Origin of the sequence: Sporolactobacillus putidus (assembly GCF_014647035.1) — a bacterium.
Taxonomy (GTDB): Bacteria; Bacillota; Bacilli; order Bacillales; family Sporolactobacillaceae; genus Sporolactobacillus; species Sporolactobacillus putidus.
The window spans coordinates 173,893-187,861 of the sequence record NZ_BMOK01000002.1 but is presented as its reverse complement, the minus strand read 5'-3'; the positions used below and the strand labels follow the sequence as shown (position 1 = coordinate 187,861).

The 13,969-nt window shown below is 49.7% G+C and carries 11 protein-coding genes; all 11 read left to right on the top strand.

What is annotated here, in order from left to right:
* Positions 1 to 76: 76 nt before the first annotated feature.
* The 11 genes from mraZ to IEX81_RS03090 all read left to right on the top strand — a co-directional run bounded on the left by mraZ (position 77) and on the right by IEX81_RS03090 (position 13,846).
* Entirely contained in the window at positions 77 to 508 is a 432-nt protein-coding gene (gene mraZ, locus IEX81_RS03140; RefSeq protein ID WP_188801607.1) for a division/cell wall cluster transcriptional repressor MraZ, read from the top strand.
* Between the two features lie 47 nt (positions 509 to 555).
* Positions 556 to 1,509: a 16S rRNA (cytosine(1402)-N(4))-methyltransferase RsmH gene (rsmH, locus tag IEX81_RS03135; RefSeq protein WP_188801606.1), complete on the top strand. Its 954-nt coding sequence runs from the start codon at positions 556 to 558 to the stop codon at positions 1,507 to 1,509.
* Positions 1,509 to 1,868, top strand: coding sequence for a cell division protein FtsL (gene ftsL / locus IEX81_RS03130; protein ID WP_188801605.1), 360 nt, complete (start codon positions 1,509 to 1,511; stop codon positions 1,866 to 1,868). Before rsmH ends, ftsL begins: the two co-directional genes overlap by 1 nt.
* Before the next feature lie 14 nt (positions 1,869 to 1,882).
* The gene (locus IEX81_RS03125) at positions 1,883 to 4,018 is read left to right on the top strand and encodes a PASTA domain-containing penicillin-binding protein (protein ID WP_188801604.1); all 2,136 of its coding nucleotides are present in this window, start codon (positions 1,883 to 1,885) and stop codon (positions 4,016 to 4,018) included.
* Positions 4,019 to 4,155: 137 nt separating this feature from the next.
* On the top strand, positions 4,156 to 6,090 hold the full coding sequence (locus IEX81_RS03120) for a stage V sporulation protein D (RefSeq protein WP_188801603.1): 1,935 nt from the start codon (positions 4,156 to 4,158) through the stop codon (positions 6,088 to 6,090).
* 138 nt (positions 6,091 to 6,228) lie between these two features.
* Positions 6,229 to 7,716 carry a UDP-N-acetylmuramoyl-L-alanyl-D-glutamate--2,6-diaminopimelate ligase gene (locus IEX81_RS03115; protein WP_188801602.1) on the top strand — a complete coding sequence of 496 codons (1,488 nt, stop codon included), beginning with the start codon at positions 6,229 to 6,231 and terminating at the stop codon, positions 7,714 to 7,716.
* A gap of 56 nt (positions 7,717 to 7,772) precedes the next feature.
* Positions 7,773 to 9,173, top strand: coding sequence for a UDP-N-acetylmuramoyl-tripeptide--D-alanyl-D-alanine ligase (locus tag IEX81_RS03110; protein ID WP_188801601.1), 1,401 nt, complete (start codon positions 7,773 to 7,775; stop codon positions 9,171 to 9,173).
* A 238-nt stretch (positions 9,174 to 9,411) separates the two neighbouring features.
* Positions 9,412 to 10,389, top strand: a complete 978-nt coding sequence (gene mraY / locus IEX81_RS03105; protein ID WP_188801600.1) for a phospho-N-acetylmuramoyl-pentapeptide-transferase — start codon at positions 9,412 to 9,414, stop codon at positions 10,387 to 10,389.
* A complete protein-coding gene (murD, locus tag IEX81_RS03100) occupies positions 10,386 to 11,750 on the top strand; it encodes a UDP-N-acetylmuramoyl-L-alanine--D-glutamate ligase (RefSeq protein WP_188801599.1) in 1,365 nt (454 codons plus the stop codon). Before mraY ends, murD begins: the two co-directional genes overlap by 4 nt.
* Positions 11,751 to 11,815: 65 nt before the next feature.
* Entirely contained in the window at positions 11,816 to 12,919 is a 1,104-nt protein-coding gene (gene spoVE / locus IEX81_RS03095) for a stage V sporulation protein E (RefSeq protein ID WP_188801598.1), read from the top strand.
* Positions 12,920 to 13,078: 159 nt separating this feature from the next.
* Positions 13,079 to 13,846, top strand: a complete 768-nt coding sequence (locus IEX81_RS03090) for a cell division protein FtsQ/DivIB (protein ID WP_188801597.1) — start codon at positions 13,079 to 13,081, stop codon at positions 13,844 to 13,846.
* Positions 13,847 to 13,969: the final 123 nt, after the last annotated feature.

Genomic DNA, 13,969 nt, shown 5'->3' with positions numbered 1-13,969 from the left:
TTAAAACGAATACTTAAAATAGTGTGGTGGAAAGTGGGGGATTGTGGTAAAGTAAGACCAAGAGGAGGCGGTCCTGATGTTTATGGGAGAATTCAATCACAGCCTGGACATCAAGGGACGCCTTATTATTCCCTCGAAGTTTCGCGAGGAGCTGGGGGAAACGTTTGTGATGACACGCGGTCTCGATCAGTGCCTTTTTGTTTACCCGATGGGAGAATGGCACCGAATCGAAGAGAAGCTGAAAGCTCTTCCGTTTACGAAAAAAGATGCAAGAGCATTCACACGTTTTTTTTTCTCGGGAGCTTGTGAATGTACATTGGACAGGCAGGGCCGTGCTTCGGTCAGCAATGTGCTTCGCGACTATGCCAAACTGGAAAAAGACTGTGTTGTCATTGGTGTATCGACTCGACTGGAAATTTGGGATGAAGGTGCCTGGAAGCATTATTATGAGCAGTCCGAAGAATCATTCAGCGATATTTCGGAAAGCCTGCTTGATTTGGATTTATAATTCCGTGCAGGAAGATTGGTTTGTCTGTCGGACGGGAGCCGGATAGTATGTTTGAACATATCACAGTATTGAAGCGTGAGGCAGTCGACGGACTGGCTATTAGACCCAACGGGGTGTACCTGGACTGTACGCTGGGCGGAGGCGGCCACAGCGAAGAGATCGTAAAAAGGCTGCGGAGCGGCCGTCTTTATGCATTCGATCAGGATCAGGAAGCGCTGGATGCCGCGGAACAACGCCTGAAGGACTACCGTTCCAAAATAACGTTCATCAAATCCAACTTTCGAAATATGAAGAGCGAACTGGCGAAAAGAGATATCCGCCGTGTCGACGGCATTCTTTTCGACCTCGGCGTCTCCTCCCCCCAGTTCGATCATGCCGAAAGAGGTTTCAGCTATCAGAACACCGGCCCTTTGGACATGCGCATGGACAGGGATCAAAGCCTGAATGCTGAGGTGATCGTCAACGACTGGCCATATGAACGGCTGACCCACATTTTTTTCATGTACGGCGAGGAGCGATTCTCCCGGCAGATTGCGAAAATGATTGAGAAGCGCCGCATGGAAAGCCGGATTGAAACGACCGGGGAACTGGTCGAGATTATCAAAGAGGCGATTCCCGCGCCGGCGCGGCGAAAGGGCGGCCACCCTGCGAAACGGGTTTTTCAGGCACTGCGCGTCGCTGTCAACGACGAGCTTGGAAGCCTTGAAGACGCTCTTTATCAGTCACTGGAGTTGATGGATGTGGGCGCAAGAATTTCTATAATCACGTTTCAGTCACTTGAAGACAGACTTTGCAAACAATTTTTTAAAAAATACAGCGAACCGCCGGAATTGCCGCCGGGACTCCCGGTGCTTCCTCAAAACGCTTTGCCTGTTCTGAAAAGAATCGGCAGAAAACCGATTCTTCCGTCAGCAGAAGAGCTGGAAGAAAATCACCGCGCACATTCCGCAAAATTAAGAATAGCAGAAAAAATCAGAGCGATTAAGGAGGAAAACGTGTAATGAACCAGTCGCAACGCGCACCTTTATTAGAACAGGAACAGGCTGAAACGAGAAGACAGGTTGTCAGTGAACCGGTCATTATTACTCGCCATATCAGCAAAGGAGAAAAGTGGCTTTGGACATTGGCAGGTGCCGTTGTCTTCTTTCTTGCTCTGATTATGGTCGTTAACCAGACCAGAATTTTCATGGCGTCAAAAGATATTGCCATTCTGCAGTCAAAGCTGGACAATCAGTCGAAAATAACACAGCAGCTGCAGGCCGATGCGGACAGCTTGAGCTCTCCTGAACGTATTGTCAGCTTTGCAGAAAAGCAACTGGGTCTGAAACTGGACATACAAAATATTAAGGTGCTTCCATAAGGTGGTTCAGTCGGATGATTCAAAGAAAAAAGAAATCAATGAGTTTTTGGGCAGCAGTAGTCGGCGGAATTTTTATGCTGGCTTTTTTTATCATTATCGGGCGTTTTGTATTTATTGCCCAGGGAAAAGAAATCAACGGCCACAATCTGATACAGGTCGGAAAGAATCAGTGGTCGGATTACAAAGTGATCAATGAAAAAAGGGGTACGATTTATTCAAGCGATGGACGGATCCTCGCAGAAGACGTGCCGGCTTACAACCTCTACGCTGTGGTCAGTCCGAAAGCCGACTCATACGTAAAGGATAAGGTAAAAACAGCGAGCGAGCTCGCCCCGATTCTAAATATGAAGGAATCGGATGTGCTGGCTATCCTAAATAAGAAAGCTTATCAGGTCGAGTTTGGTTCGAACGGAAAAATGCTGAGCGATGTGAAAAAAAGACAGATCGACAATCTTAAACTTCCGGGAATCGGTTACATGACCGAATCGGAGCGGTATTATCCGGAACAATCCGGTGCGGCTTACACGATCGGTTTTACCCGGCCAAATGCCGACGGCAGTCAGCAAACCGGTGTGCTCGGGATTGAGCAGTCGCTGAATCAATATCTGACGGAAAAAGACGGCGTTGTTCGCTATTACAGAAGTCTGGGCGGTGTTCCGATTCCGGATGAAAGTCAGCAGATCACCAAATCGTCGCCTGGCAACGATGTCCATCTGACTTTGAATACTCAGATACAGACCGTGCTCGATCAGGCGATGACCGGAGCTTATAATGCATACAAGCCATCAAGCATGATCGGCATTGTTGCCGATCCGAAGACGGGAAAAATTCTCGCACTCTCTACACTTCCTGATTTTAATCCCAATCTGCGCAATATCACACAATTTAACAACGTCGCCATTTCGTCGCCTTACGAACCGGGGTCGGTCATGAAGATCTTTACCGTTGCTTCCGCAATCGATTCCGGTACGTTCCACGGCACGGCAACGTACAAATCCGGAAGTTATACGACCACAGGCGGAACCATACACGACTGGAACTACACCGGCTGGGGCACCATTAACTTTGACCAGGGTTTTGAGCTTTCTTCCAACGTCGGCATGTCTGTTCTGACGGATCAATACCTGGGGCCGGACAATCTCGGCGCCTATTTAAAAAAATTCGGGTTTATGCAGAAAACAGGCATTGATATTCCGGGCGAAAGTTCCAGTCTCGTCAACTGGAGTTCGAAAATCGATAAATTGGAGACTTCGTTTGGCCAGTCTTCCGCATTCACGGCGATGCAGATTGTCCAGGCGGCGACGGCGATCGCCAACAATGGAACGATGATGCGTCCATATGTGGTTGATAAAGTTGTCAATCCGGACACACATAAAACGATTCTCACGAACAGCCCGACGGTTGCCGGCCGTCCGATCTCGATACAGGCCGCGGAGCAGACCCGGGCACTGATGCGTCAGGTCGTCAGCAATAAAAATGTAGTGAATGGATATGGGGCTACCGGAACGGCATATGACTTGCCGGGCTACGACGTGATCGGAAAGACAGGGACCGCGCAGATTGCGGAGAACGGACAGTATCTGACCGGGAAAAACAATTATGTCTATTCCTTTCTCGGTATGGCGCCGCAGAACGATCCCAAAGTCATCGTCTACGTAGCTGTCAGACAACCGCACCTGAAACCGACAGATACCGGCGAAGAACCTGTGGTGAATGTTGTAAAACCGGTGATGAGCAGCACCCTTGAGTATATGAAGGTTGGGAAACAGGCGGTTGGGACCGGAAATCAGGCGGACTATTCTTCCGCCGTTCTGAATCAATTTGTCGGAAGTCCGATGGATCAGGCCGTCCAGACATTAAGATCTCAGGGGTTCGTTCCGATCGGAATCGGCACGGGTCAGGTTGACAATCAGATGCCTTATCAGGGAGAAAGGCTCATTAAGGGCAGCAAAGTGATCCTTTCAGGGAGCGGGCCGGCACAATTGCCTGATCTGACAGGATGGTCCCTCGCGGACAGCATGAAGCTGGCGCATGTTACCGGTATGAAGCTGACAACTAAAGGGGACGGATTTGTCGCTTCTCAGAAACCGGCTCCTGGCTCGATCATAAAGGCGGGTGACACGCTGGCTATCGAGTTAAAACCAAAATAAATCAATGGCGCAAACGGCACTAAAATCGTCGGCACCGAACTTCACGGGTCCGTCCGTGAAGCATGCCGCAAGAGCCCGTTCTATTTTTCCGGTCCTGAACATATGGGTAGGACAAGGAGAGATGGGAGGGGCTCGTTTTGCGTTTATCGAATGTTATTGTAAAAAAACGGCTGCTGCTGATTTTGATACTGGGTCTTTGCGTATTCGCGGTCTTCATCGGACGCCTCGCCTATGTGCAAATTTTCCAAAATGGCTGGCTGACGGGGAAAGCACTGGATTCATGGAGCCGCGAAATTCCTTACGAAGCAGAACGCGGAGAAATTCTCGACAGCCGCGGCAAAGTACTGGCGACCAATATGAGCAGCCCTTCTGTTCTAGTCGTGCCGAAACAAGTGCGCAATCCGTCGCTTACCGCGGAAAAACTGGCAGGCGTGCTAGGGATGGCAAAACAGACGGCTTTAGCAGACATCACAAAGAAGCAGTCGATTGTCCGGATCACACCTGAAGGCAGGAAAATAGCCAATGATAAAGCGGCGGCACTCAAAGCAATGGGGCTTCCGGGCGTCTTCATCGCAGAAGACTTCAAGCGGGATTATCCGAATGGCAACTATCTGGCCCATGTGCTTGGTTTTGCCGGAATTGACAATCAAGGCCTCACCGGACTCGAATCTTATTATAACGACGGATTGAAAGGACAAAACGGACATGTTTCTTTCTTTTCGGATGCACAGGGGAATCGAATGTCGAGTCTGAAAGATCAGTATATTCCTCCGAAAAGCGGCGCCAATCTGATGCTGACGATTGATTCGCGGGTGCAGTCGATCATCGAACGTGAACTGAACAATGCAATGGCCACTTATCATCCGGACAGTGCGCTTGCGATCGCAATGGATCCAAACAACGGTGATATCCTTGGAATGTCGTCAAAACCGGATTTTAACCCGGGAAACTATAAAAATGTTCCCGCTGAAGTTTATAATCACAATCTGCCGATCTGGAAAACCTATGAACCGGGATCCACGTTCAAAGTCATCACACTGGCCGCAGCCTTGCAGGAAAATGTTGTGGATCTGAATAAAGATCACTTTTATGATTCCGGAGCGATAAACGTCAGCGGCACTCAACTGCACTGCTGGAAAAGAGGCGGACACGGGTCGGAAACCTTTCTGCAGGTTGTGCAGAATTCGTGCAATCCGGGATTCGTCGCTCTCGGGCAGAGACTGGGGAAAGACCGGCTGTTTTCCTATATAAACAAATTCGGATTCGGTGAAAAGACGGGCATTGATTTGCCGGGCGAAGGAAAGGGCATCCTTTTTAATAAAAATAAAGTTGGTCCCCTGGAACTTGCGACAACGGCGTTCGGGCAGGGGGTTTCAGTAACCCCGATCCAGCAAGTTGCGGCGGTCGCGGCGGCAATTAACGGCGGACACCTCTACGAACCGCATCTGGCAAAGGCATGGATTGATCCGAATACGGGGCAGACGCTCAATCGGATTCAGCCGGTGGAAAAGCGGCAGGTCATCTCTTCAGCAACTTCGAAAAAGGTCCGGGATGCGCTGGAAAGTGTCGTGGCGCAGGGAACCGGGCGAAACGCCTATGTAGACGGCTACCGCGTAGGCGGGAAAACGGGAACGGCTCAGAAAGTCAATCCGAACGGTGGAGGCTATATGGCTAATAATTATATCGTTTCCTTCATGGGTTTCGCTCCGGCAAACAACCCCCAGATTGTTGTTTATGTGGCGATTGATAATCCCAAGGGGACCGTTCAGTTCGGCGGAACCGTTTCAGCACCGATCGCCGGGAAGATCATCGGGGACAGTCTGAGCGCGATGGGCGTCAAAAAAACAGGCGGCGGATTGGAAAAGCAAACCAAATGGCCGGATCAGCCATTGATTAAAGTACCCAATTTGGTCGGCATGAGAAAAGAGGAACTGATGAATTCTGTGTCCGATTTAAGGTTGGAAGAATTAGGAAATGGCGATGTCGTGACACTGCAGTCGCCCAAACCGGGCGTTAAGGTCAAACAAGGTTCAACAATAATGATATACTTAGGTGACAAAAAGAAACCGTGAGATTACAATAAGCAATGGACAGAGAGCCGGGCGCCTCGTGCCAGGCTTTTTGACATACATAAGGAAAAATTTGTGCGGGGCACAGATTGACTCTGTATGTTATCCAATTAATCAAGTACAGTTAAGGACGTGTTTTCGATGAAACTGACGGATTGCCTAGAAGCACTGACCGACTTCAGGCAGGATGGAGAAGGAAATCCGGAAATAACCGGGGTGACGGTTGACTCACGAAAAATAAAGCCGGGATCTTTGTTTTTCTGTATCAAGGGCCACCAGGTGGACGGTCACCGATTCGCCGAACAAGCTGAAAAAAACGGGGCGGCGGCAATTGTTGCCGAGGAGAGAATTGCCGCCGACGTTCCCGTTATTTATGTCAATGACACGCAACGCGCTTTAGCCATGATTGCCGATCGTTATTACGGGCACCCGAGCCACAGCCTTCACTTAATCGGCGTGACAGGAACAAATGGGAAAACGACCATCACCTACCTGGTTCAGGCCATTCAGGAGGCGGAGGGGATAAGCACCGGGCTGATCGGAACAATGGGAATGCGTTACAAAGACCATAGTGTTTCCGTTGACAACACAACACCCGAGGCGCATCTCATTCATGAAAACCTCGCGTTAATGAAAGCGCGGGGTGCAGATTCTGTTATTATGGAAACTTCGTCAAATGCACTCTATGACGGCCGAGTCAGAGGATGCGACTTTAATATCGGTATTTTTACAAACCTGACCGAGGATCATCTCGATCTTCACGGGACGATGAAAGACTATATGTACGCCAAGAGTCTGCTTTTCTCGCAGCTTGGCAACCGCTACGGGAATCCCAGGGAACTTAAAGCCGCCGTACTCAACGCCGATGACAAAGCATCCGAAATCTATAAGCATATGACAGCGGCTCATGTGCTGACTTATGCAATCGATCATCCGGCCGATTTTCGGGCAAGTTCGATACAGATCACGCCATCAGGGACTTCATTTACCCTTTCAGTTAAAGGTAAAAATTATCCGGTGTCGATGAAATTAATCGGAAAGTTCAGCGTTTACAACGTGCTTGCCGCTCTTGCCGCCTGTTCGCTGAAGGGTCTGGACATCGTGAGGATGATTCGGACCGTAGAACAGATCAAGGGCGTGTCCGGCCGATTTGAAACAGTGAACGCCGGCCAGAACTTTACCGTCATTGTCGACTATTCTCATACGCCGGACAGTTTGGAAAATGCGCTGGCAACGATTAAGGAATTTGCTGAAAAACGTATCATCACGGTTGTTGGATGCGGCGGAGACAGGGAACGGGGCAAGCGTCCGGTCATGGCGAAAATTGCCGTGGACAACAGCGACCTGGCCATTCTCACTTCGGATAATCCCCGGACCGAGGATCCTGAAGCGATTATTCGCGAAATGGAATCGGGCGTCAAGGGGCGGCCTTATAAAAAAATTGCGGATCGCCGTGAAGCGATCAGATTCGCGGTGCGCCGAGCCGCGGAAGATGATATCATATTAATTGCCGGAAAAGGGCATGAGACGTATCAGATCATCGGGACGGTCAAACACCACTTTGATGACCGGGAGACGGCGAAAGAAGCAATCATCGACTTGATGAATGAGAAACAATCAGCAGAATGATCCGTGTCGACCGGATCACGGCATTCATAACTTTTTTTATAAAAGGAGATTTCCGAATGAGTATTGGCGTGGATTTAATCAAGGGGCAGGCCATTCAGACCAAGGGCGATACAGGCGGCCTGAACCGCCTTTCTGTCATGACGGACAGCCGCGAGCGGATCAAGAACGGCCTTTTTGTCCCGCTGATCGGCGAGCATTTCAATGGACACCGCTATCTGAGACAGGCGATTGAGAATGGGGCTGCGGCTTCCCTCTGGATGGAAAGGGAGCCGCTTCCGACGGATATTCCCGCGGATTTCCCGCTTTTTTTGGTAGGCGATACTTTGGAAGCTCTTCAAAGCATCGCAAAAAGCTATTTGCGTCAGTGCCGTCCAAAAGTCATTGCAATTACGGGATCAAATGGAAAAACAACAACGAAAGATATGGTTTACAGTATTTTGCATCAAGCATTCAGGACGTTTAAAACACAGGGGAATCTGAATAACCACATCGGTATGCCGCTGACGATTCTTTCGATGCCTGAAGACACAGAGGTGCTTGTTCTTGAGATGGGGATGAATCATTTTGGAGAATTGACTTTTCTCAGCCAGCTGGCAAAACCCGATATTGCCATTATTACGAATATCGGTGAATCGCATATCGAATTTCTGGGTAGCAGAGAAGGAATTGCCAAAGCTAAACTGGAGATTACGAACGGTCTCCGGCGGGGCGGGACTTTGATTGTCGACGGGGATGAACCGCTTCTTTCCAATGTTCATACAAAAGCCTTCCGCATTGTTTCATGCGGCTACAGTGAAAACAGTGACTGGAAAATCACCGATGTGAAGGAGCGCGTGGACGGCTATCGTTTTTCTCTCAATCATGGGGAAAATGTCTTTACGGTTCCGGCGCTCGGCCGCCATAATGTAAAGAATGCGGTTTTCAGCCTTGCCGCGGCAAGAACGCTTGATATGGATCATCAGTTAATAAGAGAAGGGCTTAATCATCTGACCCTGACAAGGATGCGTTTTGAAAAAGTCGCCGGCCTGAACGGTGCTTTGCTCATCAATGACTGCTACAACGCAAGCCCGACTTCCATGAAGGCATCCCTGGAAACGCTCAAGGCCCTTAATGGCTTTGAAAAACGCGTGGCCGTGCTCGGCGACATGTATGAGCTTGGAAGCAATGAAGAACAGCTTCACAGAAGTGTGGCCGAAGTGCTGACCTCTCCCCTGACGCATGTCATTACCATTGGCGAAAAGGGAGCATGGATTGCAGGGCCGTTGCGGGAGAACGGGAAATACGGTACGCTGAGCGTCCGGTCTTTTTTAACCAAAGAAGATGCGCTACCGTATTTGAAAACGCTGCTTGATGACAGGACGGTCATGCTGTTTAAAGCATCCAGATTGCTTCAGCTCGAGAGCTTGATCGAAGTTCTGAGCGTCAGCCCGATGTCCCCAAAATTACCGAGTGATTGATAGCGGCGCTGCGCCGGTTTTCATTCTGGAAGAACCCCCGAGTTCAGGAACCTTTTTCCATCAGTTCTGTGCTCGGAAAGACGCCGGCTGTGGGATGCAGATTTCCCGGTTTCCGGATAGAACGGCCTGTTTTTTCTTCCCTGCCGCCTGCCCGCGGAGGGTTGTCTTTTTTCCGGAAGTTCAGCCGCTCTCTCCTTCGGCATTAACTGATTACGCACCTAAAGGAGCGAAACGATTCATGACACTGGTTTTGTTGTTTGGTTTAGCGATATCATTTCTTATTACACTTGTTTTTGCCCCCTTTTTTATTCCCATACTGAGAAAGATGCACTTCGGGCAGTACATCAGGGAAGAAGGGCCGAAAAGCCATATGAAAAAGGCGGGAACTCCGACAATGGGCGGTGTCATCTTCCTTATTGGACTGATGGGCGGCCTCCTGGTCATGGCATTAAAATACCACATGGCGACACAGGAAACCTATATGCTGCTATTTGTCACAGTTGGATTTGGTCTAATCGGCTTTGTCGATGATTTCATAAAAATCGTCATGAAACGCAATATGGGGCTGACTTCGAAGCAGAAAATGCTCGCACAGATCATCATTGCGGTCGTTTTCTGGCTGATCGTGGCGCGTTTGGACTATTCGACGTATCTGTCCTTTCCGGGAACGACCTGGATGATTAATCTGCACTGGCTGTACCCCTTCTTTGCTGTATTCCTGCTGATCGGTGTCCCGAATGCGACCAATCTGACGGACGGTATGGACGGATTGCTCTCCGGACTCGCAGCCGTTGCTTTTGCAGCTTATTCGATCATCGCCTATTTTTCAATGAATCTGGGGGTCGCCGTTTTCTCGGCCGCCATGCTTGGCGCTCTTCTGGGTTTTCTGATTTTTAACGCGCATCCGGCCAAAGTATTTATGGGTGACACGGGATCTTTGGCGATTGGCGGAGCGATTGCAGGCATCGCGATTCTGACGAAAACGGAAATTCTTCTTGCCATTATCGGAGGAGTTTTTGCTATCGAAACTTTATCGGTAATTATTCAGGTCGTTTCATTTAAAACGACGGGAAAACGTGTATTCAGGATGAGTCCGATCCATCACCATTTTGAGCTGTCAGGATGGTCGGAATGGAAGGTTGTGACCGTTTTCTGGTTTGTCGGGTTTGTGCTCGCTATCATTGGAATCTATTTGAAAGTGGGGCTGGGTGGTTGAAAAGGTCAGATAAATACTTAAATAAAAGAGTGCTCGTTCTCGGGCTGGGCAGAAGCGGCTACGCTGCAGCCAAATTATTGAAAAGTCTCGGAGCGGATGTCACCGTGAATGACCGCGGGAGTCTTGAAGGAAACAATCAGGCAGCCGAATTGAGCGCGCTTGGCATCCGTGTGGTCGGCGGCGGGCACCCGCCCGATCTTGTTGACAAAGGGCTCGCGGCCATGATTAAAAATCCCGGGATCCCATATAGCAATCCGCTGGTTCAAAAAGCCCGGCAGCTCGGCATCCGGATCATTACCGAAGTAGAGATTGCGTATGAATTGTCTGATGCGCCGTTCATCGGTGTCACCGGATCCAATGGGAAAACGACGACAACCATGCTCATTGGAGAAATGATGAAGGGATCGGAAAGTGAGCCGATTGTTGCCGGGAATATCGGGACCGCACTATCAGGAGTCATCCAAAAGGGAACGGATAAAAATGTGATTGTTGCCGAACTGTCGAGTTTCCAGCTTCTTGGTACGGAGCATTTTCGTCCGAAAATCGCAGTTGCACTGAACATTTTTGATCATCATTTGGATTACCACGGAACAGTTGAAAATTACGCGAATGCAAAAGCACTCATTACGGCAAACCAGACTGCCGAAGACGCACTCGTCTATAATGCGGACAGCGAAAGGGTGACCTCGTTCATTGCAGAGAAAACAAAAGCACGGAAGGTTCCTTTTTCCTTAAGCCGGAAAGTGGATAGCGGGGCTTATATCGAAGACGGCGTCATTTATTTTCGGGGGGAGCAGATTCTTGAGTGCAGCGAGATGGGACTTCCGGGCGAACACAATCTTCAAAACGCGCTCGCTGCTGTTGCGGCGGCAAAAATATACGGCGTTCCGACGAAACATATCGCCAAAGTGCTTAAGACATTCACCGGTGTTCGTCACCGTCTCCAGTATGTAAATGTCATTCAGGGAAGAACGGTTTACAATGATTCAAAAGCAACGAACATACTCGCGACGTCAAAAGCACTGGCCTCTTTTCCCGGGAAAGCCGTCGTGCTGCTTGCAGGCGGACTGGACCGCGGCAATACATTCGATTCACTGATCCCTTATTTGAAGAAGGCTGATATCAAAGCGGCCCTCCTCTTCGGTCAGACAAAGGAAAAACTTCGTGACGCGTGCGAAAAAGCCGGAATTCCATCAATCGAAATCGTGAAAAATGTCGAGGAAGCCGTTCCAGAGGCTTTCCGCCTTTCCGAGCCGGGTGACGTCGTTCTTTTGTCGCCGGCTTGTGCAAGCTGGGATCAATATAAATCATTCGAGCAGCGCGGTGACATTTTTATCGACGAAGTGAATAAGTTTAGATAAGGACAGGTTGGCCTGCGGGCAATTCAGCGGGCGACTCAAGGCCTGATCTGAACGGAGTGTTGCACATGCCCGAACATCGTTCGTCACCTGACCGTTTGCTGCTTGTCGCCACTTTTGCCCTTTTGACTATCGGGCTGATCATGGTGTACAGTGCGAGCGAAGTCTGGGCCTCTTATAAATTTGGAGGGGATTCGTTCTATTTTTTTAAGCGGCAGCTTCTCTTCGCTTCGATGGGTACTGTACTTATGTTTATGGTGATGAGGATTGATTATCGGATCTGGCGCTCATGGGCGAAAACCGGAATGGCAGCCTGTTTCCTATTGCTGATTCTTGTCGTGATTCCGGGAGTCGGCCTTGTACGCGGAGGAGCGAGCAGCTGGCTAGGGGTGGGCGCTTTCTCCATCCAGCCTTCCGAATTTATGAAAGTTGCCTTAATCATTTACTTATCGAGGTACCTTTCCGAGCATCAGTCAACACTTCTCCATTTCAGAAAAGGTTTGATTCCGGCGCTTCTCCCTGTTTTTCTGGCATTCGGGCTGATCATGCTTCAGCCTGATCTAGGAACGGGGACGGTACTTGTCCTGACTTGTTTAACCATGATATTTGCGGCGGGAGCGAGAACCCGGCACTTTGTCATCATGGGAGCGGTCGGGCTGGCCGGAGCGGCTGCGCTGATCCTTTCGGCTCCATATCGTATCAAGCGGCTGACTTCGTTTGTTAATCCGTGGCAGGACCCGCTCGGAAGCGGCTTCCAGATTATCCAGTCGCTGCTCGCTATCGGACCCGGGGGGCTGCTCGGTTTCGGACTGGGCCAGAGCAGACAGAAATATCAATATCTTCCTGAACCGCAGACCGATTTCATCTTTTCAATCATTTCGGAAGAGCTTGGATTTATCGGTGCTGCGGTTGTGCTCCTCCTGTTTTGCATGTTACTCTGGCGCGGTCTGCTGATAGCGATGAAGGCGGAGGATTTGTTCGGGACACTGCTAGCAGTTGGAATAACGGGCATGATCGCCATTCAGGTCATGATAAATATAGCTGTCGTCACAGGGCTGATACCGGTTACCGGAATTACACTGCCCTTTCTGAGTTACGGAGGATCCTCGCTGACCTTGATGCTTGTGTCGATCGGCATACTCCTGAACATCAGCACGTCCGCACGGCAATAAACGGCGTGAACAGCAAACTCTGTTTTGCTCGGTTTGCATAACAGGGTTTGCTGTTTTTCTAAAAAAAAAATAAAATAGAATTGGCGAAAGAAGAGAGCGGGCAGCGATCAAACATTCCCGATACACAGTACTATCTGATATAGAGAGGGGGAGAGAGCAGTGGACAGGAAAAAAGTCGTGCCTTTGGAAGACCGCCTTCCGCAATTAAAAAAAGAGCGGAAACAAAAGGCAAACCGGCGTTTTATTTTCTACGCATCATTCTTTTTCCTCTTGATTCTGGTCGTGATCTATTTCCAGTCTCCGCTTAGCAAGGTCAGCCAGATTTCCGTTTCGGGCGAGCAGCTGGCCAGTTCCGGACAAGTCATTCAGGCCAGCGGTATTTCTGACCAGACACATATCTGGGATGTCCGTCCCGCAACCGCTGAAAACCGGATCGAAAAGCTTCCGACCGTTCAGACCGCTTCGGTCCGGACCGTATTTCCAAACCGGGTGACGATTCAGATCAAAGAATACGATCGGAAAGCTTACCTGGAAAAGAACGGCGGATACTATCCGATTCTCCAGAACGGAGCACTGCTTGGAAAACTGCCCGGCAGCGGACTGCCTGTTGACGCGCCGATATTATATGGTTTCAGCCGTCAGGCTGAGTTAAGCGCCGTCACCGAGGGACTCGCGAAGATTCCCCAACAGGTTATTCATAGCATTTCCGATATACATTACATACCCGGTCCGACGAACAATGACAACCTGGTACTCTATATGAATGACGGTAATCGCGTGGTTGCAAGTACAACAACTTTTGTAAAGAACATACAGCTTTATCCTGAAATTGCCGCCAATCTGCCGAAGGGTGCGCACGGGACCATTCATCTCAGTGTGGGAAGTTATTTTGTTCCTGACAGCGCCAAGAGCAGCGCCCAAAACTAAAGAGGAGCGGCGGCCCGAATACGGCAGGACGCCTGATGAAGGCCGCCGAATGAGAAGGATCATTTATTTCGAGTCTTTGGCCGGATAAATCGGAACGGATGAAGTTTTCAATTGGATAACGAA